The following is a 22,024-nucleotide window of genomic DNA, read 5'->3' as shown; positions in this document are numbered from 1 at the left end:
ATCAATAGGCTAGCGGTTTAGACACCCTAGCCTATTACTGCTAATAGACGGTATAATCGCAGCAATTAGTTTCAAACAGATTAGGCCTTATTATGGCGCGCACCGCAGCAGCATTACACATTTTAGTTAAGCACCAAACACTAGCTGAAGATATCATCAAGCAGCTCAATAAAGGCGCCAAGTTCGACGTACTTGCCAAGAAACACTCAACCTGCCCTTCGGGTAAAAAAGGCGGCAGCTTAGGTGAATTTAAAAAAGGTCAAATGGTACCGCAGTTTGATAAGGTTTGTTTTACTGGTGAGTTAATCACTCCGCATTTAGTAAAAACCAAGTTCGGCTGGCATGTGGTAAAAGTCCTGTATCGAACTTAGATCCTAGGACGCTACGCTTTAATGAAGGCTTGAGATCCTAGGACACTACGCTTCGAGGGCGGGCTTCGCCCTGCTAGGAAAATCAAAAACGTGACGGGCTAAAGCCCGACCTACAACAAACACTGTTTTCCCGGTTTTTCCTAGAACCTATGACCTTTCTTTTCCCCATCTTTTCCGTAAGCGCAGCGTTCCGTGAGTGACGCAGTCACGTTCGTAAGGCCGCAGGCCGTTCGGCTCTTACCGCCTTAGCTTTAAAAGAAGGCTCAAGATCCTAGGACGCTGCGCTCCGAGAACGGGCTGCGTCCTGCTAGGAAAATCAAAAACGTGACGGACTAAAGCCCGACCTACAACAATCACCGCTTCTCCCTGCTTTTAACTGGTTCTTTCCGTCTCGGCTTTAGTCGTCTTTGCTCTTCCTATGACCTGCTTTTCCTAGAACCTAGGACCTTTCTTTTCCCCATCTTTTCCGTGAGTGACGCAGTCACATTCGTAAGGCCGCAGGCCGTTCGGCTCTTAACGTCTTCGCTTTTCCTAGGTCCTAGAACCTTTCTTAGCTCTTCCTAGGACCTTCTTTTCCTAGGACCTAGGACCTTCTCTTAAACCTAGGAACTATCTTTCCCGTTTAAGCCGATAAAGATTACCGCTGTCGGTACTAAAATAGATATCCCCCTTTGGAGTGACCTCTATATCGCGAATGCGCTCACCCAATTTAGTCATTATGCGCTGCTCGCCAATGGCTTTATCGGTATCAGATAGGCTAACCACATTGATGTGGGTCAGCTTTAATGCCCCAGCCAGTAACTTACCTTTTAGTTCAGGGAATTTATCACCTCGATACAGCACTAAACTGCCAGGAGCAATAGATGGCACATACACTTTCACCGGCGGCTCCACGCCTTCTTTTAATTTACCCTCGCCTACACTTAGCGGCCCCCAATACTCTTTTCCGTGCGAGGTGATAGGCCAGCCATAATTGGCGCCACGCTTAATTAGATTAATTTCATCGCCGCCGCGAGGCCCATGTTCGATTGACCATAGCTTTTGTGTTGGCGCGTCGTAAACCAAACCTTGAGGATTACGGTGACCATAGCTCCAGATCTCATCTAGCACCGCCTTATCTGTAACAAATGGGTTGTCAGAAGGAGTGCTACCGTCAGGGTTGAGGCGTAAAATGGCACCAGCATGGGTAAGCGTATCTTGACCATTGTCGCGTACACCACGGTCGCCGATAGAAAAATAAACATGCTTATCATCGAATGCGATTCGGCTACCAAAGTGACGGCCTGTGTCAGAGCGAGAAGTACTAACAAATAGATCTTGCCAATCAGTTAGCTTGCCATTTTGATAGGTGGCTTTAGCCAGCGTCGTTGCCCCCTCGCCTTCAATGTCTTTGCTATAAGTAAGGTAAAGTGTGCTGGCTGCAAACGGCGATACTGCAATATCGAGTAAACCGCCTTGCCCTTGAGCCCAAACATTGTTGGGTTTAGCAATCACTTGCTGACTACCGGTTTTAAGGTTCACTTGCTTGAGCAATCCAGCTCTTTCACTGACTAACATGGTATTGTCATCAATATAGGCCAGCCCCCAAGGGATATTGAGTTCCGATGCCACTTTCTCTGCCTCAAATGCGTTAGCGCTGCCAACGAGCAACATACTTAATGCTATTAAGCTCATTCGCTTGGTCATTATCATCAGCTTCTCTCCCTAGTTGACTCTTTAAGTGAACATTATTTATACCATGCCCGATCCTATAAGCTAATAATATTCGACATAAAAAAACGCCTTATTCCGTTAAGAATAAGGCGCGTTTATTGTTCGCTTATTGCGGCTTATCGAATCGCCGAAATCAGATAATCAATCACCGCGGTTTCAGGTGTTGATTTATGTTTAAGCTCAAATAACGGTACTGGACGCTCTAACATATTACGCTCGACCATTTCACTGACAACTGGCATGTCTAATATGCCTGCCTTACCTGCCAATAAGTTATCTAGAGGCGTAGTTTTACTTAAGTTAACTATGTCTCTAAAGCCTTTTAAATACAGGAAGTCTTTAGTGAAACCACCGCCGCGATATACACGCGTGGTTAAGGTAAAGGCTTGCTCTGTCGTTTGGCCATATTCACGCTTTAAAGTCTCAAATGTCATCGAGAAGTCGCGCTGCTCTAGCATTAAGTTAACCGCTATCACTCGCATTGCTAGAATTTTCAAACGGTTTAGGGTCAAGTTGCCTGAGCAGTATTCACTGTAAATCGCCACGCCCTCTTGCGTATGGGTATTGCCCACTAAACCAAGTGACATTACGCGTAACTTTTGGCTACGGGCATTAACGGTTGTCAACATGTGCACGCCTAGCTCATGGTAAGCAAAAGCCACTAACTCTTTGCTAGTGAACATGGCATCTTTGTTGATCATCAAGCTACCACGGGCGCTATTGACCATCGCCTTTGCCACGATACGCGATGACTTTTCAACTTTACACTTAAGACCCCAGTCATCGGCATACTTTTGGAATGACTTAACCGCATAAGCTGCATCATAGATAGGCTCTTCATCATCGCCTTCAATGGCTGGTGCACGCAGTAAAAATTCCGCGTTTGCAATATCTTCTTTGTCTGGCTGGCCGTAATATTTCAATGAATTATAAACAAACTCATCTGTGCCTATCGAACAAAGTAGGTCAATTTTAGTCGCTAAGTTATCGATAACATGGCGGTAAAGTTGCTGAATATCGGCATCCATAATATTCGATACCGGTAGCTTATAAAGCTGTTCACGGAATTGATATGGATTAATGTTGAGCTGCTTGTAGCTAAACTCTGGCGCCACCGCGCCTTTACGTGCTAAAAACTTTTTACGCTCACTGGCGATATTAACCGGGTTAATATACTTCAGTGTGGCAACATTGCTGGCAAGCTTATACAAACTCTTATCTAGCGATAAAATCTCAGACGGTAAAGTCGATGACAATAGATCGACATTACGCACTGACTTGCGCTTACCAAAACGGCGCATAAAGTAGGCTGCAGTCTCAGAGATTGCTTGCTTAACTCCGCCTTTAAGTTCTTCTAATACTAATGGATATAGCTCACCCGTGGTTTCATCCATAAATACCTTTTTCACTTCAAGAGGTAATACTAAAGTGTGGTCAAAATGGGCGTTCACATGGGCAATTAAGTAACCTCGGCCTTGAAAAACTTCATCACGTGCAGCACGCACAGCAATGTTTGGTAGCTCAATTTTATTAAGCTGCTTTTCAAAGTTCTGACAAGCTGTTCCCCAACGTTCAATATCAATCTGGCTGGTACCGATATTAAAGGTTGGTGTGTCGGCTTCAATTTGCTGATAGTTAAACGAATGTACATCAAATACGATGCTGTTTTTAAACTGCTTTTCTAAACGCGCCACCAGCGCACTTAACACATTGTAGAACGACTCATGTTTAGCATGACTTTCGTTACGCTGTTTAGCGGTTAGTGGTTTTTTCCATGCTGTTTTATAGTGAGTTGAATGAGATTTAGGTCTATTCAAATCGTATTCATAGCGAGAGTCGTTACCTGTCAGTACGATAGGAAATGATGACAGCATATCGGCAGTAAACGGCGCCTCAGCAAAGCGACGCTCTTCATCAGTTAGGCGACAGTTGTTTTGCAGATCTTCACGTAAACGATGGCCGTTGTGGATAGCGGTACACACAAATGGTGAGTACTCATCAATTTTTACGGTAAATGCCCCGGCTTCCACTTCTGCGTGAAAACACTCGCCTTTATTTATTAATGCTATACATTCTTTTTCAGATAATTTGAGCATCTTCAATCGCCTTTCTAAATTCAGTTTTTCTGGTGCTTAACGCTTCTTTGGCTTGGATTACGCTTTCAATAAAATCGATAACTTTACGTTGTAGCTTTACGTTATTTAATTTATTAATTCGCATAATACCCCCGGGACTTTGCACGTTAACCTCAATCAACTTACCGTTGATCACATCAATACCGACAAAAAATAACCCATCACGCACTAGCTTAGGACCAATGTGCTTACACAGTGCTTTTTCTTGCTTGGTTAATACATGCTTAACCACACTGCCACCAGCATGAATATTGGAACGCACTTCACCGTCTGCAGGTACGCGCTTCATGGCACCAATTGGCTCACCATTTAACATAAGAATACGCACATCGCCTTCATCAGCGCCTTCAACATATTCTTGTAAAATAACGTAGTTTTCGCCTTTGCCACTGTTGATATAAAACTGTAGTAAAGAGTGAAAACTCTTTTGCGCCGCTTTCTCAACCAAGATAACCCCTTGACCACCAAAACCATCAAGCGGCTTCATAATCATCTTGTCTGTTTTTGATTCACGCAGCACTTTTTCTAGATACTCAGGTGTTTTAGACACATGAGTTACTGGAATAAAAGTATTTGCTGGATCGTCAAACGACGCCGTATAAAGCTTGTTGTTGGCGATACGTAAGCCATCAATATCGTTCATGATGAACACTTCATCACGTACAGAATCTAAAAAGTTTAGTGCAATCGGGTCTAACGGCGGGCTCGCACGCATAAAAATGCTATCAAAACCTGCTAAAGGCAGCTGCAGCTTCTTAAACTCAGCTTTTTTATAAAAAGACACGATGTTATTTGGCGTCTGCTGCTCTTTATTAAACACTTGGCAAAATGCACTGGCTTCTGAGTCGCGCATAGTCAAATTGCTAGTGGTTGCTATAGCAACGGTATGTCCCCTTAACACACACTCATGGATCAACCTCAGTGTGGTATCGGTTTCAGGTTTAATACTCGACCACGGGTACATCAAAAATAAAATATTCAATGGGATCTCTTTATCAAACGGAATGCTCTAAAGATCTTGGGCCTAGTGCTGGCTTGGGGAGGTGTAGAGTATTCAAAATAAATAACACAACAGGTTTAGTTCAGGTTATGAACAAACCAACAATGGCATCTATCTATCAATACAAGTTGTACTAGATATGGTTAAGCTAATTTACACCATAATTTGAAATTGGAATATAAAAAAATAACCACAAAATAAAATAATTTTAGTCACTTTAAAACCCGTGCATTAACAACAAACTAGCCTCGTATGTACTGTTTAAATTAGCCTAAACACCGCACTTGATAAAAAAATGCAGCCCTAAGCTGCATTTTTTTATGTTTACTAATAACTTGTGTTAACTAACCGGCTGCAAGCTAAGTGCTTGCTGCGATGGCGACTGACTGAGCTTTCGCACTATGTATAGCCCACTTATGATCATTAACAGCATAGCTATTTCAACGCCAACAATGCCATAAAACCCTTGCCGAGTAAGCTGGATGATTTCACTGGCAAACAAGTACCAATCCGCCGCTATTGTTGCGGTTAACACTAAGCAGCTCAGCATTATCATTTGAGTTAAGTAGCGTCGTTTATTGCTAATGCTATAACTCAACACTATTGCCATCACTAAAGTGAGGATAAAGCTGGCAATTAAGTAATCTGCTCGCGCTTGCATACCTGCGGGCAGCACACGCTCAACAAAGAAAGCCACGGTTGTTGCAACGATTAAACCGCCACAGCCCCCCAAAGTTAACCCTCGAACCAGACTTATCGTCCGTTGCGACACGTTTTGCTGCAATGTGCGTTTATCAAGCCACAACATGTTGCCGACAACGATCATGGCACAAATGGCAATGGAGAGAATAAAGTACACAACACGCACATCGACACCCGCAAAGTCGCCAAAATGTAAGGTCGCAATAATCTCTCTACCTTTACGGAAGACGTTGTAATTTTCAATGTCGGTTTTATTCAGCAATTCACCCGTTTTAACGCGATAGAAAAACTCATCTTTTTGCGAAAAGTGGGCTAAGTCATTACCGCGTAACTGAATAATCGCCGACTCATCTCCGTAATTATAAAAGATGACGTTCCTCAGATAGAAGTCTGGACGCTGCCTAGTTTGCTCAATGATCTCATAAGCCCTCGTCATATCGATACTTTGCTCAATCCTAGGTTCATCAAACAAGGTGAATCCCGCATCTTTAAATAATGTGTCTTGATCGCCTTGATAGATAAACACCACAAAAGCAATTTGGTAGACAATCGCCAAATTAAACACCAAGCCACTGATGGCATACATTAAGGTAAACGGCAGCGTCATCACGCCAACCACATTGTGTAGATCCAGTAACTGGTCGCGGCGGTTTTTATCGTTGCGATATAAGAAAAAGTGTTTGAATAACTTTTTAGCGTGAATGAACACGCCTGACACTAAAGCAAAAAAGAAAAACAGACTGATAATACCAATTAAGTAAGCGCCGCCAGGGAGGTTTAAGTCATAATGCAAACGGTATATGAAGTCTCCTAAGAAGAAATCGTCTCGATTGGCGACGCTAGCACCGCTATTAGGGTCAATAAGCAAAGAGACCACTTCGCCGTGCTCATCTTGTTTACCCTCTTCACGTACTAGATCGAGAAACACCTTATAGTACGGATCATGCTCAGACGGCATTTGCACCATAAGGTGCTCTTCATAATCAAAATCATGCTGTGCCAGCTTATCTTCGACTATTTGCTGTAACGGCACCTGGTTTTGCTCTAATGCTACCGGAAACTGCGGCACTACATCCCATTGTTTTACCTCTTCGTAAAACAGCGTCACTGCGCCTGCCCAAAAGATTAAAAACAACAAAGGTGAAATAATCACGCCTATCCAACTATGAGATTCAGTTAGATTCTTAACCCACTGGCTTTGCGGACTTTTTATTGCTCTTGCAGACATTGATTGTGTATTCATAGTGGTGACTGGTACCAAAAAAGAAGCGAATTGATAGCTACTGACAACAACAGAAATTTGCCACAGCGTAGGGCACTGGTTTTAGGGTTATTAAAACTATAGAAATACACCATTGCGGCAACCCAAATGCTAAAGCCAGCCAATAAACCAATGAGTAATTTAATATCAATCGCCAATGGAATGAGCAGATATAAACTCAGCATCATACTCACTGACAACAGCAAGCCACCGAGAAAAGCTGTGATTGTTTTTGGCCACATAGTTAGTGAATCCCCAACAGAAAAATACTTGGAAAAAACACTGCCCCAAGCGAGAAAACCAATATAGCTCGCTGCCGAATATGCGATGCAACAATCACTAACAACAGCCACATTGCCATCACAAGTAACAGGCTAATTAAGCTAGAAACCAGCCAGCCGTAGTGTTCTGCTAAGCCAGCCACAGCTAGGGAGAGCAATATAGTAATGCAAAAAACAACCGCCCTCTTGGGGTAAGCTGTTTTTACAAGCCTTTGTTTACTTGAGGATAAATAGCTAGCAAAGCATCCGCTCCACAATAAAAAAACACTAACAAAAATCATAAAACGACCAAAGTTAATACAAATGATAATAATTTGTATTAATTATCGTAAATAGGTTATCAGATTACAAGATGATTATGTTAGCATTGCCGCAATTAAAAATAACAACCATTATCATTCGGACGATAAAGCATGCGATCATCTAACTTAACCCCTATTGCCAGCGCAATTCGCTTTGGTTTACTTATTCCAGCCTCATTAACCTGTTTATCTGCTGCAGCAGATAATGCTAGCGATACCAGTGATATCGAACGGATCATGGTTACTGGCCAGAAAATAGCCCGTACAGTGCAAGAGACCACAACCAGTGTTGCAGTACTTACTGAGAAACAGTTAGAACAAGAAAACATTAATGATTTTCGCGATGTAATAATCAATACAGCTAATACTCAAGTGACTGGTAATCGTAGCTTTAGCATTCGTGGTATTGATGGCTTTAATGTGTCAGGTGGTGGCAATAGCTTTTTAGCCAGCGTTTATGTAGATGGGGCTCCTTTACCTGAGCGTATGATTTATGGCGGCGGCTTTTCAACTTGGGATGCTAAGCAAGTTGAAATATTACGCGGTCCACAATCGACGTTACAAGGTCGTAATGCGTTAGCTGGCGCTGTGATTATGACAACCCAAGCACCGACTCAAGATTGGCAAGGAAAGTACCAATTAACTGTCGGCGAATATGGACAACGAGAAATTGGCGTTGCCATAGGTGGTGGCCTTATTGAAGATGAGCTTTCATTCCGCTTTAGCGGTGAAAAGAAAGAGACTGACGGCTACATTGAAAACTTAGTCCGCAATGAGCCCGCCGACTTTCGTGACGACGGCACCTATCGATTAAAACTACTTTACCAACCATCAGCCTTACCTGAGTTTTCTGCTCAGCTTGGCTATACCCGCAGTAACAGTGATTATGGTCATACCGCAGTAGAAATAGCACAAGGTCAAAATCCCTTTGAGCACCGTTATGTTTACAATAACGATGAAAGAAAAGAGACTGTTGATGCCGACATACTGGTGTTGGAGCTAAATTACGACTTAAACGATTATTGGTCGTTAGGCTCATATACAACTTGGTCTAGTGTCGATACTCGCTTTACTTGGGATTCAGACTTTTTAGCGATTGAAGGCAGTCAATTTCCAGAAGATACAGGCAGTATTTCTAACTACAACAACACTACTGACTCACTAAGCCAAGAGCTAAGACTAACTTTTGAATACGATGACTTTAGCGGTGTTATTGGCGCTTATTACTTTAACACTGATGTCGATGACCACTCTAACGGCTTAAGTAACCTGAAACTAAACCGTTTAGGTCTCACCAGCGATATATTGCAAGCAAGGTACGGCCTGAGCCAACCTATTGCTGATTTAGTGGTTAGCCAATATGCCGAGTTTAACCCAGCTCACACAAGTGCGTTAACCTCGTCACAACAGACTATCTCAAGTTATGCGTTATTTGCTGATGCCGTTTGGAATATCACGGAAAAGTGGGATGTTTTTGCTGGTATTCGCTTCGACCATGAAAAGCAAGAAACTCAAAATGATGCGCAATACATCATCTTAAATGCAGATAAAATACCGGATCCAGCCAGCTATATTGGTACCCCTTATGAAGGCATAGCACCACTAATCGCCGGTATTAACCAGCAGTTTTATGATTTAGCTGCCAGCGCATCATCTGCAACACCTAAAATAGAAAATGACTTCAACACTATCCTACCTAAGCTAGGTTTTAGCTATCACTGGACAGAAGACTTAATCACGAGTTTTTCGTATCAAAAAGGCTACCGCTCAGGTGGTGTAGGTATTAACAACGCTCGTGGTGATGTGTTTGAGTACGACCCAGAATACACAGATAACTACGAGCTATCACTGCGTTCGACTTGGCTAGACGGTGATCTCGTTGCCAATGCTAACCTGTTTTATGTCGACTGGCGTGACCAACAAGTGAATGTACAACTCTCTCCTAACCGTTATGACAATGAAACCGTCAATGCAGGTCAATCAACTGTGCAAGGTTTTGAGCTTGAGCTGAACTACCAAGTCACTGACGAACTCACCTTATATGCTGCTGTGGGGCAGTCAAAGACCGAGTTTACTGATTTTATAATCACTATCCCGACGGAAACGACCCCAATCATTAATGACTTATCCGGTCGTCAATTCACTGCTCCAGAATGGACAGGTAATGTGGGTGCCACTTACACCGCTAACAATGGGATTTTTGCCAACGTCAATGCCAACTATGCCCAAAGTGCACCGGTTAAGGTTGATCCATATCGTGAAGGATACAAAGAGGGTGATGAGTTATTTGATCCATACAACGATAGCCGCACACTAGTGAATATGCAGCTTGGTTATGAGTGGCAAACAGTTGGGATTTATCTACAAGGTAACAACTTATTTGATGAAGAGTACATTACCAATAACTTTACCCGCACACCCGCATTAGGCGCGCCAAGACACTTCGCATTAACTTTACGTGGCGAGTTTAGTTTATAGCACTGTTTTTGTTTTAGTTAGCGAATAAAAAAGCCAACATCTGTTGGCTTTTTTATTAATTACCGATATTACCAAATACAAATCATGTATTTACGGCGTTACGATATTAAACCAGAACTCAAAGTTATCCAGCATAGCAAAGAAATCATCAAAGGCTTGCTCATTACCCGTAAGCTTCACTTTGCCCTCTGCAACCGCTTGGTCAAAGCTAAGCTGACCTAATTGAATTTCAGTTAAAGTCGCTTTAGTTAACGTTGCTGTCGCATCAGCTTTTTCAACTTGCTGATCACTATAATTCAGCACTGAGTTTTCCACCGTTAAGGTATAACGCTCATCAGTATCTTCAAAGTTAAGATTAAGTACTAGCTCCTTACCTTCAGCTTTTTCAGGTAAGATCCTCACGCCTAAATAATCAAATAGCATAGTTACTGGCATATTGGCGATAATATCTGGCGACGCAGTTTCTAAAGCTAAGCCTTTAGGTATGCCATTTCTTAACTCATACGCCCCTTGCAAATAAACAGAGCGCCATGGACCTGATTCAGCCTGATAACCTAACTGCTCATAACTATCGGCAAGTAAGTGCTTGGCCGCTTGGTTATTTGGATTAGCAAACACCACATATTTAAGCACTTCTGCTGTCCAGCGATATTCACCTTTATCAAAATCTTGCTGGGCTTTTTTCATTACCTCTGCTTCACCACCCATATAAGCCATCATCTTTTTAGAGACCATCTCTGGTGGTAGGTTATTTAGATCAGACGGATTACCTGTGTACCAGCCCATATAGCGCTGATAAACAGCACGGCTATTGTGTCTTAATGTACCGTAGTAGCCTCTTGTCGCCCAATTCTGCTCTAACGACTCAGGCAAGCTAATCATTTCTGAGATCTCTTCACCTGTGTAACCTTGGTTCATTAAGCGTACTGACTGGTCGTGGATATACTTATAAATATCACGCTGCTTTTTAAGGTAATCGATGATTTTTTCAGAGCCCCAAACCGGCCAATGATGCGACTGAAACTTAACATCGGCATCTTTGCCCCACATCTCAATCGTTTCATTTAAGTAACTAGCCCAAATCAGTGGGTCACGTACTTTAGCTCCACGTAGCGTCAATACGTTATGCATGGTATTAGTTGAGTTTTCAGCCATCCATAAAGCATTCATTGCCGGGAAGTAGGTATTCATTTCTGTCGGCGCTTCGGTTCCTGGGGTAAATTGGAACACCATCTCCACGCCATCAACCGTCATTTTCTGACCCGTTTTAGTGATATAGTCTGTCGGCGCAATTAAGCTACCGGTACCCGCTGAGGTTGTTTGGCCTAAACCACCATTGACCCCTCCCTGAGGATTACGTGGCAACATAGCACCATACATAAACACTGCTCGTCTGCCCATAACATTACCGGCAATGACATTTTCAGAGACTGCATGCTCAATAAAACCTTCAGAAGCAATGATTTTGACTTTGCCAGACTTTACATCTGCTTCATCAACAATACCGCGTACACCACCAAAGTGGTCCAGATGACTGTGACTATAAATCACTGCGGTAACTGGCAACTTTCCAAACTGTTTATCAACTAGCGCTTTAGCTGCGGCGGCAGTCTCTGGGGTGATCAGAGGATCGAATACAATCCAGCCTTTATCCCCGCGTACAAAGGTAATGTTAGATAAATCATATCCTCTAACTTGGTAAATACCGTCTCTAACTTCAAACAGCCCATACTCCATATTGAGCTGGGCATTACGCCATAAACTCGGATTCACTGTATCTGGGGCAGGACTATCGGCTGTGATATAGCGTTTATACTCCTCTAAGTCCCAAACTACATCACCGGCCTCATTTTTTATGGTCAGCACTTCTGGTTTCGCCAAAAAGCCGCGAGTTGCATTATCAAAATCCTCCTTATCTGCGAAAGGAAGCTGCTTGAGCACTTGCTCATTTGCGCTTTTGGTAAACTCAGTAGCAGGTTTTGATGCGACAAGTTCAGTACTGTCAGCAACTGTCGATGCCGCCGAGAGCAACATTCCTCCTAAACACAGTGCTGATAAGGCTGTTTTCCCCATATTTAATATCCTTATTAGAAGTTAATCATTTTATTTTGACGCTATTTAACAATAGTGGGCTTTAGCTATTCGTCAAACTTAGTTCATGGTTTATTAGTCACTTACGTCTTTGGTATGACAGGGAATATTGAATAATGAAAGCAAGCTTTTATAGCAGTGGAATAGCAATCAGCCGTCGCAAAGATGGATGTGGCGAGCATAAAAAAAGGCTGCTCATTGCAGCCCTTTTATTATCACTCGAGTGTGTTACTCGGTAATCGCTTTACGCTTGTTGTGAGCCATAATAAGCCCAACTAAACAAACAATACCTACAGCAATCCCCACTGGCTGGCTAAAGGATTGTGGTAAACCGAGTCCTATACCGGCGGTAACAATATAAGATACCGTGACACAGGTTCCGACAATAGCTGGAAGGCTAACAATCCAATGGAAGCTACCTCTATCAAACAAATACTTAGTTGCTAGCCACAAGACACTGGTCGACAGCAGCATGTTTGAGAATGCGAAATAGCGCCAAATTAATGAGAAATCAATTTTAGTCATAAAGTAAGCAATGATTAAAATTGGAATAGCTAACAATAAACGGTTGCGCAAACTTTGCGGAATTTTAAACGCATCGATAATGGTTAAACGCAGCGAGCGAAACGCAGTATCACCCGAGGTAATAGGGAAAATCGCTACCGCGATAATCGCCATAATGCCACCAGCAACACCTAAATATGTGCTAGCCACCTGATTCACCACCAAGCCCGGGCCACCTGCATCTAAAATACTTTTTAGCTCCACGTAACCACCAGGGAAAGCAGCAATACCCGCAGTTGCCCATACACAAGCAACAATACCTTCAGACATCATTGCCCCGTAATACACTGGACGCACATATTTTTCGTTAGTTAAGCAGCGTGCCATAATCGGCGCTTGAGTAGAATGAAAACCACTAATCGCACCACAAGTAATAGTAACAAACAGTAGCGGCCATACAGGTAACCCATCAGGGTTTGGCGCTAATAAGTCATTGTTGTAATGGCTATGATCAAAGTAGGCAAAGATGTCCCCCATCTCAGGCAATTGTGGCGCACTAATCAACAAAGCAACGGCAATAGATACCGTCATCACTATCATCAGTAAACCAAATAGCGGGTAAAGCTTAGTGATAATTTTATCGATAGGCAGCATAGTCGCTAAAAAGTAATAACCAAGGATAACCAACACCCAAAAGGTGTTGTTTGCCAATATGCTTCCTTCAAAGTAATCAAGGTTACTCAGCAGCCCAGCAGGGCTCATGATGAATACTACACCGACAAAAAACAGTAGCATGGCGGTAAATACCAGCATCACCCCTTTAAAGTAGATATTAAAGTAATGACCAGCAATTTCAGGCAGGCTTTTACCGTCTTCTTTAATGCTCAATACCCCAGAGAAGTAGTCATGCACCGCGCCGCCAATTATGTTACCCAGCACAATCCACACCAGTGCGATTGGGCCGTATAACGCGCCTAAGATTGGCCCGAAAATCGGCCCTACGCCAGCAACATTAAGAAATTGGATCAGATAAGCTCTAACAGGATGGACTTCAACATAGTCAACACCATCTTCAAATCGAGCTTGCGGAGTTTTTGCGTTTGGATCTATTCCAGCTTGACGTTCTACAAAGGGACTGTAGAACTTATATGCGAGCAGTAGTGCCGCGATACAAATTAAGAATATTAGCATTTTTATAATCATCCATATTTGTAGGGTAGATGTTGAGTATCGAGTGTTGTTCAGTTGCCCTTTGGGGTCAAGTAACAACTTGTTATACCAAGGTCGGGCTTGTAACGGGTTTTATCTATATCCGCTATAAACTTAACTCGAGCAGTATCACTTTTTAACCAGCATAAATGTGCGCATTTGGTCACAGCTTTAACACCCAGTAACAAACAAGCCAGCAACAAACCTATAAACTTTAAAACTTAAAAGCAATAAGCCACAAATAGTCACCCTGTATAATCAGCAGATTTCAGTTCGAGCAAAGCAAATAAAAAGCCAGCAATTCGCTGGCTTTTAGTGACTAAATAATTTTTAAGTTAAGGCTCCAACCATTACTGGTAACCACCTCTATTAGCGCTTTATGCAGTTCAGCATTACTAAAACGAACAAGGTTAGCACTGCTATCTAATAAAAACACTTGGCTAGAGACATAACCTGTTTGTGCACTCATATTAAATGAAATGCCCCCCGCACCTATTGCTGAGGCACTAGACACTAAATGGTCTTTAAACCTCACTAGGTGTTTATCTTCATCAAACCACAGCTTCATGTAATAAGCTTTGCTAATGTTTTGTGCCTGAAATAATGAAACAAATTGCGCATCCATATAAGGCGATGTCAGCACTAAACAGTCATCTTGATATTCTGCACTAAACAAACAACCTTTAACCTTTAAATGGGCAACTTGCTTAATGAGATCCGCTTTGGCTATCGATTGCTTATGTTTGGCTGGAAATAAAAACACCTTGCGTGACACAAAAATCATCAAAGGGAAGAAGCCAATGACAAAGACAATAACCAAGCCAATAATCGCAGACTCAGGTAAGAAAAAGATCTCTTTCATTACCAGTGCAATTGGAAAAGGTATGAGTAAATAACTAAAAATAATAGCAAACGAGGTGAAAAACTTCCCTATCATGATAACGCTCCCTGATAACCTATAACGACATCCGTGCTTTGAAGCTTATCGTTAATATAAATTGGTCCGTGAATTAATTTACTTTAAATAAACGGTACTTGGCAGCAAAACTGACTGATACCGGTATTATTGTAAATAGTACCCAATTAACCTGGAGCTAGCCTATACAATTTCCCCATAACAATACCAATGAATGACTACTGCAAACACTACGTAAGCCAAAAGACCTAGCGGATCTATTATCCACACTAAATGACACGGGATATTTACTTTTTCAATTCAACGCCTCGCATGTAAGCTTTATCTGCAAGGGCTAACATGGCGAGATCTTCTTTAGTGTCGCCGTAAGCAAAAATGCTGCTGTAGTCGGCTAACTTAAAGCGCTGAGTTATTTTATTCGCTTTAGCTTGGCAACTGCAGTCTCCTGCCACATAGTAACCACTGTAACGGCTACTGTTACTGGCCATTTCGCTGCAAATTAGTCCAAGCCCCATTGATTGACACCAAGGCTTAAGATAAAGATCCAGTGAAGCTGAAACAACAATGCACCTTGTCCCCTCTGCTTGATGGCGTTTCAGAATCGCTAACATTTCTGGACGCAGATAACGCGGAATCACCTCTTGGGCATACTTAAAACCGAGACCCTCAACCTGCTGTTGGTTTCGACCAACAAAAGCGCAGTAGCTAACTAATGGCCTCAGCTTACGAGCAGGAATAATACCAATCTTATAAAGCAGGTATAATGGTGACAAAAACAGACTACCTAGCACTAAGCGTGCAGGCGTTGCCGAGAAAAGAATAAATCGAGTAAACATGTCTTTATTGGTTAAGGTGCCATCAAAATCAAACAGAGCTAAGTTCACGCTTTTATTCACCTTATACTGCAATTTTAGCGGCCGATACTATAGCCTCTGCCTATCGTCAGGCAATCTCTTCTTCAATAATATCCACCAGCTTTAATTGTTCATCATGACCGAAAGGCGTTTTATCAGCATTAGAAACTAAAAACACATTTTCAGTACTTTCGCCTAAAGTACTTATTTTGGCTGAATGTATACTGAGGTTTTGTTCAGACAATAAATTACAGATCTGCTCTAAATACATAGGGTCATCCAAGGTATTTACTTTTAGCAGCGCGCGATTTTTCTTGGTTGTATGTAGAACGGTCACAACTGGCGGGTTATCGAAGTTCTTAAGTGCACGGTGCGGCAATAGCTTTCTTGGTTTATCTTTTTGGTCAATCGCACGGTAGATCCGTTTCACAATTTGCTCAAGCCTTGGCTCGTCATCGATCGGCTCATCTTTATGATCCAGCACCTTGATGATCTCCAGTACCTGACCGTTTTTAGTTTGCATCATCTGCGCATCTTTAACCTTTAGCTTAGAACTGGCTAAGGTTTTAAATAGATCCACAAATAACTTAGGTCTATCCTCTGTGTACACAAAAATACTGGTAAAACCGTTTTCGCTATTTTTACCAACAAGCACTCTGGTTGTACCCGGTTCCCCTTTCAGAATGCCATCAGTGATCTCAACAATATCTGCAACTGAATTGCCACTAAAGAAGTTATTCGGCAAGCTTTGCCAAAATCGAGAAAGGCGCTCAGGTTCAACCCCAATAGCAATTAGCTCAGCTTTAGCATCTGCTTGGTTTTCTCGAATGACGGTGCGCACCTCAAAGATATTCTCAATACCTTGCTTTAAGGTCTCTCGAATCGCCATATAAAGCTGAGTCAGCTGACTCTCTTGCCAATCATTCCAATAGCTCTCATTGGTTGCCATCATGTCTGCAATCGTAAACAAAAACAGCGCATTCAGCTTACCTTGGGAACCAATCAATTTCGCTAGATGCTTAATAACATCAGGGTCGTTGATATCTTGAGTTTGAATCGCGCTAATTAATACATCTTGATTGGCCACTAACCAATGGATCAAAGCAGTGGTTGAGCCTTTAAGTAAGTGCTCTTCGGCTAACTCTTTAGCTTGAATTGCGCTAAGCTCACTGTTTTCAATCGCTTGTTTACCCGACAAATGATGGCATAAAGTTGCAAACACTAACGCAAAGCGGTTAGCCAAATCTTGATAGACACTATAGGTAAGACTGTTTTTCTTATTCAAAGCAAAGCTATCTATATATTGAATTGCCTTAAAGGTATGCTCATCGACCGTAAACGCATTATGCATATCAAACTGCATCTGCCCTTCAATCGCGTGCCACTGTGAGCAATACGCAGCCAATACCCCATAGCGATGCATTAAACCTAGAGATTTTCGCAAACCTTTAGGATGCGCTAATATCGCCAAAAACTCTTCACGGCAACCTTGGTAATCTTGCAGCTCACCCAACAATCGACGTCGAGTTTGCCTCAGCAGCCTCAGGGTTTGCGGTGCTATTCCTATGATGTCGTCATGTTCAGCAATCAGCCTAAACATACGCATCACTTGGCGCTTATCAATAAAGGCTTGGGTAAACTTAACTTCAATTAAGCCATTACAAACACTGAAATACTTATCGAGCGATAATAGGTTTGCTCGCTCAGTTTCATTGAGGGTGTCGAGTTTAAAGGAGTCACAAATAATCTGATTCAACTCGCGGACTCGGGTCATCGCCCTAAATAGCTGGCGCATCATACGCTCGATTGCGAGCTGACTGTTGTCACCTTGACCAAACTGCATAAATTCGGCCACTGCAGCTTGATGCTCAAACAACAAAACATCTTGCGCAGACTGAGTAACACTGTGCAGCGCCCATCTTACACGACAGATAAAATCATAAGCTTCAAGCAACTCGTACACTTCATCTTGCTGTAAAAAACCAATGGTTTTCAGCGCATTGGCATTAGCCAGTGAGAAGTGTTTTTGCGCTATCCACATGATGGTGTGCACATCACGCAGCCCACCGGGGTTATTTTTTAAATTTGGCTCTAAATAGAGGGCCGTATTCTGCGCTTTATTATGCCTAAGATCTTGCTCTTCAATCTTAGCGTCATAAAAAGATAAACTGGTCCAAAGCTTATTTTGATAAAGCTGCTCTTTGATAGTTTGCGAATGCTTTTTGGCGCCAACAAGGCAACGAATATCAAGCAAGTTTGTGGCGATGGTGATATCGTTTGCTGCTGCGTCAATCGATTCAGATAAGGTTCTAACGGTTTGACCTATATCTAAGCCAAAGTCCCAAAGGCGGGTGAGAAAAAGTGATAGTTGTTCTTGCTGCTGCGGTGTTAATTCATGTTCAATAATAATCGCGAGATCTATATCAGATCTCGGGTGCAACGCCCTGCGACCATAACCGCCAACAGCATTGAGCGACATAGAGGTATTATGTAGTTGATAAGTTTTCCATAACGATACCAACATTTCGTCTATATGCTTAGCTCGCCTTTTTAAAAGTGACTGCACAGGTAAGGTTAAAAACTGTGAGTTAAGCTTATCGTCGAAAGTTTTGATATGAAACTTCAACTCCTCAAGAGAATTCAGTTCCAAGGTATTAGACATAATTAGGGCTCTTTAATCGCTAAACAACGGATTTACACTAGCTCGGTATTCCAATATTAACGTACCTGTTAGTATTAACAGCGGCCAAACTAGACGCTAAAAAAACACACTTGCCACAGACGTTAAGTGACATAACCATAACAATCACAAGACTTTTTTTCAACAAAACACACTATTTCAGCGGGTTGTGCCCGCTTGCTAGCTCAAGGACTTCTCATTATCACACAACAACTTTAGCTCAAGATATTATCCGCAAAATGTAAGTAAGCGTCTTGAATAATAACAAGTTAGCGACATACCTACTCGGTCTCTGCTAGAGTATTATGCAAGAGAAAATTAATGTTGGGGTTGTCGGTTTTAATTTAGCTACAACTAATAAAATCGATATCAAATTCATTACCTGTTTAAGGCCGTTGAATGAATCAAAAAGTTGTGTTTGTAAAAAGCTATTTCGCAAAAATAGCAACCGATAAAGGCGAACAGATGTGGGCTGCTAAGCCAAAAACATCAGAATTTGAGTACTCAACCTGTAAAATAGACAGCGAGCGCTTAAATAACGATTTACAACAAGCGATTACAACCTTAAATCAACAAGGGTTTAAGGTGGTGCAAATTACACCTGTCACCTCAGGAGACTTTGCCTTTAAAGAGCACTTTAGTGATCCACACCTGCTAGGTAATGGAGTCAGTACTGAAGGTGGCTACGGCTATGGCTTTTCCTACACAGACAGCCTAATAGTGTTAGCAGAACAAATTGCTGCACCTTTGTCTGCACCAAGCTCCATCTCAGAGTTGGCAACAAGTCGAGATAACGGCCTTGAGGCTGACACATCTATAGAAATTGATGACAATAAAGCTGATTAAACTGATGCTAAGCCCGCCTGTATTCGCACATAGCAAGCGGGTGTATGTATTATACATTTTGAAATAGCACTTCAAGGGTTAAAGTTAATACCGCTTGGTTAATACGCGCTGAAAACTCATCTTCTTTACTCCAGCGATACTCTGGAGTGATTGCGTAAAATAACCAATCTCGAATGAAACTTTGCCTGTAAGTCGCGCTAATACTGGCGTTTTTTACATAATGATAAGGCTCATCGACACCATAAATACTGGCTTGATAACTTAACGCCTGCTTATTGCTTATGTACTGATAAAGCTTAACACTTGAGCCGAACTCCCAGCCATTACCGCGCGACTCATATTGCGCAACTGCGCTCCAGCGGCCAACAAATGTTTCATTAAAAGCATGTTCGATATCGAACTCTGTCGACTCACCTGTTACCTTTTTTTCTTGGTATAGCTTTTGAGTTAAACGGGTGATGGTGTTGTCAGAAATAGGATAGGTATAACGCCATCTTGCTTCTAACTTGGGCTTTAAATTCGCCTTAATATTAAAGCTGACTCGCCCTTTGGCATACCAGTCGTAGCGCAGTCCAATATCCCTGTCATTGTTATCGTCAGGAGACTTTAAAAACGAGAAAGGATCATCCTCTCCGGTCGAGTCTAAAATTAGCTTTAAACGCTTGGTCGCCCCCGGCAGATGTAATCGGGCGTTTAGATTGGATCTGTACTTAAATCCCTCTTCTGCATAATAGGAAAAGTCGTTATACCAACGCACTATTGTGCCAGCCCGCGCATCATCTTCTATTCTATCGTCAACAAAAAAGCTATCGAACCAAATCGCAGGTTGGCAAAACTTAGTATTAAGATAATTAAACGCTTTATCGATTGCATCATCCATTTGCGAATGACTGAAGCAAGGATCGTCTAATTCAGCAGTTTCTTCGGCGGTTTCAGGAACGTGTTCTTTCTGTGACTTGCCATTATCGACGGGGGCAGAAGCATATGCCATAGAGCATGGCATTATAGTGATAAAGGCAATAATAAAAACACGATAACTAGGTTTAGCCAAGAATTCACTCAATGATAAGCCGTTAATTTAGCAAGAATAATATCACTAATTACATTTAACCAACACTATTAGCAATGCAGAAACAAGCTGCTTAGAAAAGTAGCGCCGCAATAAACGCATAAAAAAAGCAGGAAAAACTCGCGTTTCCTGCTTATAAAAGGGAGTAACGATATGAACCCTAATTCGGGCTTGGTGTACTCAATAAAAACTAACCTTTAATAGTTAGCTTGGAATGTTAACCATAATTTATCGGTATCATTTGAAAAACCATATCCAGCATCGGCGCCACTAAAACTTGCATACTTCACACCCAAGCTGTAATAGTCTGCAAACGGGTAAGTTGCAGCAACGCCCCACTCCTTACCCATATCGATGTCACCATAGTCAGATTCAAACATATGATATTTAGCAAGTAGCTTTAGTCCCGCTAATTTGGCCGTCACAATAAAGTGAGTATCGACTAAGCCGTTCTCCCAGTTACCTTTACCACCAAACAAAAACTTGTCTGTCCAACCGTTAAAAGCATGTAAGGTTGCCAAAGGAGTGATGAATCCAGCTTTGCCGTCATCTGAGCCTAATACTTCGTAACCAACTTTAGCGCCAAAAGCATCAAAATTAACGCCAGCACCTAACTTATAGTAAGAAGCACTATAACTAACTGGGTTATCGCCAGCTTCTGACTGCTGGGCAAACTCAGCTTCATAGCTCAGCTTTAGCGCATCAAGCTTAATATCACCTGTGGCACGGATACCGTAAGTGTCTGTAGAAAAAGCAGCGACATCAATATTATCAATGAGATAAGCGTAGCCAGATAACTTTGCAAACGCTAAGCCTTTATAGTTAATGTTAACTAAGTTGGTTTTATTTTCATGCTCTTCTTTACCCGAGCCTTCAGGGAAAATTCGGTTCACCTCAGCCACATAAGCGTAATAAGCAGTTAATCCCTTAATGGCTGTATTTTTCACAGACACCGCATCATAAGTTTGCTCATTTTGGCGAAAACCTACGCCACCAACAAAACGTTGGTTATCTAACAAAATACGTTGACGACCTAGTAAAGCAAGTGTTTCCGCTGGCGCTCTATAACCAATATAGCCTTGGTTAATCTGGGTATATTTGTAATCAGCAATGAGTGGTTCATCATCAGTTGAACGCACATCATCGACTTCAGCAACTGCAAATAGGTTATACAAATCGCCAGTTTGATAATTTAAACGAGTACGTAAGGTTGTTTGATTTTGTTGATCAACATTTGCAACATCGACATCTTCAAAACGCAAACGAAATTGCACTTTAACTGCAGAGTCATCGATAAATGCTTTTTTCAGCGGATCTGCGCTATTTGCCGTAGCGGTAGTTGAGGCTAAACAGGCTAATACTGCTAATGTGAGGGCATGAACTTTCATCTATTGTAATCCTTTTGTTTCATCATTTTCACATGCAGTTATATTTGCGAAACAAATGCATTAATTTGATCTAGAGCAAAATTACACTTTGATTACAAACTGGTATCAATATCTGTGACAAAGATCATCACCAAGTACTAATTTAGAGGTACACAAAAGTAGGTGTTAAGTTGTTTTTACTAATTTTATGAATACTAACTAAGACTAATAATGCCAATCTTATT

General features: G+C 42.0%; 15 protein-coding genes. 3 read left to right on the top strand and 12 right to left on the bottom strand.

The features are described 5' to 3' along the window. The first annotated feature begins 92 nt into the window (after nt 1-92). A complete protein-coding gene (gene ppiC / locus L884_RS0104360) occupies nt 93-371 on the top strand; it encodes a peptidylprolyl isomerase PpiC (RefSeq protein WP_028766343.1) in 279 nt (92 codons plus the stop codon). A gap of 609 nt (nt 372-980) precedes the next feature. Here the strand turns inward: ppiC and L884_RS0104355 are convergent. From L884_RS0104355 to L884_RS0104335, 5 genes are all read right to left on the bottom strand, one after another. After that, a complete protein-coding gene (locus tag L884_RS0104355) occupies nt 981-2,063 on the bottom strand; it encodes a PQQ-dependent sugar dehydrogenase (protein WP_028766342.1) in 1,083 nt (360 codons plus the stop codon). 137 nt (nt 2,064-2,200) lie between these two features. Beyond that, nucleotides 2,201-4,180: a flavohemoglobin expression-modulating QEGLA motif protein gene (locus L884_RS0104350; RefSeq protein WP_028766341.1), complete on the bottom strand. Its 1,980-nt coding sequence runs from the start codon at nt 4,178-4,180 to the stop codon at nt 2,201-2,203. Further along, on the bottom strand, nt 4,164-5,201 hold the full coding sequence (gene gshB, locus L884_RS0104345) for a glutathione synthase (RefSeq protein WP_028766340.1): 1,038 nt from the start codon (nt 5,199-5,201) through the stop codon (nt 4,164-4,166). Before gshB ends, L884_RS0104350 begins: the two co-directional genes overlap by 17 nt. 358 nt (nt 5,202-5,559) lie before the next feature. Then, nucleotides 5,560-7,164 (bottom strand): PepSY-associated TM helix domain-containing protein, encoded by a 1,605-nt coding sequence (locus L884_RS21735; RefSeq protein ID WP_051435534.1) that lies wholly within the window; start codon nt 7,162-7,164, stop codon nt 5,560-5,562. Beyond that, nucleotides 7,161-7,424 carry a hypothetical protein gene (locus L884_RS0104335; RefSeq protein WP_028766339.1) on the bottom strand — a complete coding sequence of 88 codons (264 nt, stop codon included), beginning with the start codon at nt 7,422-7,424 and terminating at the stop codon, nt 7,161-7,163. The genes L884_RS21735 and L884_RS0104335 overlap by 4 nt, the downstream gene beginning before the upstream one ends. A 452-nt stretch (nt 7,425-7,876) precedes the next feature. Here L884_RS0104335 and L884_RS21725 point away from each other — a divergent pair, with 452 nt between their 5' ends. Beyond that, nucleotides 7,877-10,243: a TonB-dependent receptor gene (locus L884_RS21725; RefSeq protein ID WP_051435533.1), complete on the top strand. Its 2,367-nt coding sequence runs from the start codon at nt 7,877-7,879 to the stop codon at nt 10,241-10,243. 90 nt (nt 10,244-10,333) lie between these two features. Here the strand turns inward: L884_RS21725 and L884_RS0104325 are convergent, their stop codons facing one another. From L884_RS0104325 to glnD, 5 genes are all read right to left on the bottom strand, one after another. Beyond that, nucleotides 10,334-12,316, bottom strand: coding sequence for an alkyl/aryl-sulfatase (locus tag L884_RS0104325; protein ID WP_084221391.1), 1,983 nt, complete (start codon nt 12,314-12,316; stop codon nt 10,334-10,336). Nucleotides 12,317-12,562: 246 nt separating this feature from the next. Next, nucleotides 12,563-14,029, bottom strand: coding sequence for a carbon starvation CstA family protein (locus L884_RS0104320; protein ID WP_028766337.1), 1,467 nt, complete (start codon nt 14,027-14,029; stop codon nt 12,563-12,565). A 337-nt stretch (nt 14,030-14,366) separates the two neighbouring features. Then, nucleotides 14,367-14,984 carry a hypothetical protein gene (locus L884_RS0104315; protein ID WP_028766336.1) on the bottom strand — a complete coding sequence of 206 codons (618 nt, stop codon included), beginning with the start codon at nt 14,982-14,984 and terminating at the stop codon, nt 14,367-14,369. 266 nt (nt 14,985-15,250) lie between these two features. Then, on the bottom strand, nt 15,251-15,847 hold the full coding sequence (locus L884_RS0104310) for an HAD family hydrolase (protein ID WP_028766335.1): 597 nt from the start codon (nt 15,845-15,847) through the stop codon (nt 15,251-15,253). Nucleotides 15,848-15,905: 58 nt separating this feature from the next. Continuing rightward, on the bottom strand, nt 15,906-18,479 hold the full coding sequence (gene glnD / locus L884_RS0104305) for a [protein-PII] uridylyltransferase (protein WP_028766334.1): 2,574 nt from the start codon (nt 18,477-18,479) through the stop codon (nt 15,906-15,908). 417 nt (nt 18,480-18,896) lie between these two features. On the opposite strand from glnD, the gene L884_RS0104300 reads away from it, so the two are divergent. Continuing rightward, nucleotides 18,897-19,343 (top strand): hypothetical protein, encoded by a 447-nt coding sequence (locus L884_RS0104300; protein ID WP_028766333.1) that lies wholly within the window; start codon nt 18,897-18,899, stop codon nt 19,341-19,343. Nucleotides 19,344-19,392: 49 nt separating this feature from the next. Here the strand turns inward: L884_RS0104300 and L884_RS0104295 are convergent, their stop codons facing one another. Then, the gene (locus L884_RS0104295; RefSeq protein ID WP_245603061.1) at nt 19,393-20,334 is read right to left on the bottom strand and encodes a hypothetical protein; all 942 of its coding nucleotides are present in this window, start codon (nt 20,332-20,334) and stop codon (nt 19,393-19,395) included. Between the two features lie 275 nt (nt 20,335-20,609). Beyond that, on the bottom strand, nt 20,610-21,800 hold the full coding sequence (locus L884_RS0104290; RefSeq protein ID WP_028766331.1) for an alginate export family protein: 1,191 nt from the start codon (nt 21,798-21,800) through the stop codon (nt 20,610-20,612). Between the last annotated feature and the right edge of the window lie 224 nt (nt 21,801-22,024).

The organism is Shewanella fidelis ATCC BAA-318 (genome assembly GCF_000518605.1).
GTDB lineage: Bacteria > Pseudomonadota > Gammaproteobacteria > Enterobacterales > Shewanellaceae > Shewanella > Shewanella fidelis.
Note: the sequence above shows the minus strand (reverse complement) of the source record. Positions and strands in the feature narration are given on the sequence as shown.

Coding starts and splice junctions, on each gene's coding strand:
- L884_RS0104335 (WP_028766339.1), bottom strand. CDS start 7,424: ATGTGGCCAAAAACAATCACAGCTTTTCTCGGTGGCTTGCTGTTGTCA.
- L884_RS21735 (WP_051435534.1), bottom strand. CDS start 7,164: ATGAATACACAATCAATGTCTGCAAGAGCAATAAAAAGTCCGCAAAGC.
- L884_RS0104325 (WP_084221391.1), bottom strand. CDS start 12,316: ATGGGGAAAACAGCCTTATCAGCACTGTGTTTAGGAGGAATGTTGCTC.
- L884_RS0104290 (WP_028766331.1), bottom strand. CDS start 21,800: ATGAAAGTTCATGCCCTCACATTAGCAGTATTAGCCTGTTTAGCCTCA.
- L884_RS0104315 (WP_028766336.1), bottom strand. CDS start 14,984: ATGATAGGGAAGTTTTTCACCTCGTTTGCTATTATTTTTAGTTATTTA.
- glnD (WP_028766334.1), bottom strand. CDS start 18,479: ATGTCTAATACCTTGGAACTGAATTCTCTTGAGGAGTTGAAGTTTCAT.
- L884_RS0104355 (WP_028766342.1), bottom strand. CDS start 2,063: ATGATAATGACCAAGCGAATGAGCTTAATAGCATTAAGTATGTTGCTC.
- L884_RS0104300 (WP_028766333.1), top strand. CDS start 18,897: ATGAATCAAAAAGTTGTGTTTGTAAAAAGCTATTTCGCAAAAATAGCA.
- L884_RS0104320 (WP_028766337.1), bottom strand. CDS start 14,029: ATGCTAATATTCTTAATTTGTATCGCGGCACTACTGCTCGCATATAAG.
- L884_RS0104295 (WP_245603061.1), bottom strand. CDS start 20,334: ATGGCATATGCTTCTGCCCCCGTCGATAATGGCAAGTCACAGAAAGAA.
- L884_RS0104350 (WP_028766341.1), bottom strand. CDS start 4,180: ATGCTCAAATTATCTGAAAAAGAATGTATAGCATTAATAAATAAAGGC.
- ppiC (WP_028766343.1), top strand. CDS start 93: ATGGCGCGCACCGCAGCAGCATTACACATTTTAGTTAAGCACCAAACA.
- L884_RS21725 (WP_051435533.1), top strand. CDS start 7,877: ATGCGATCATCTAACTTAACCCCTATTGCCAGCGCAATTCGCTTTGGT.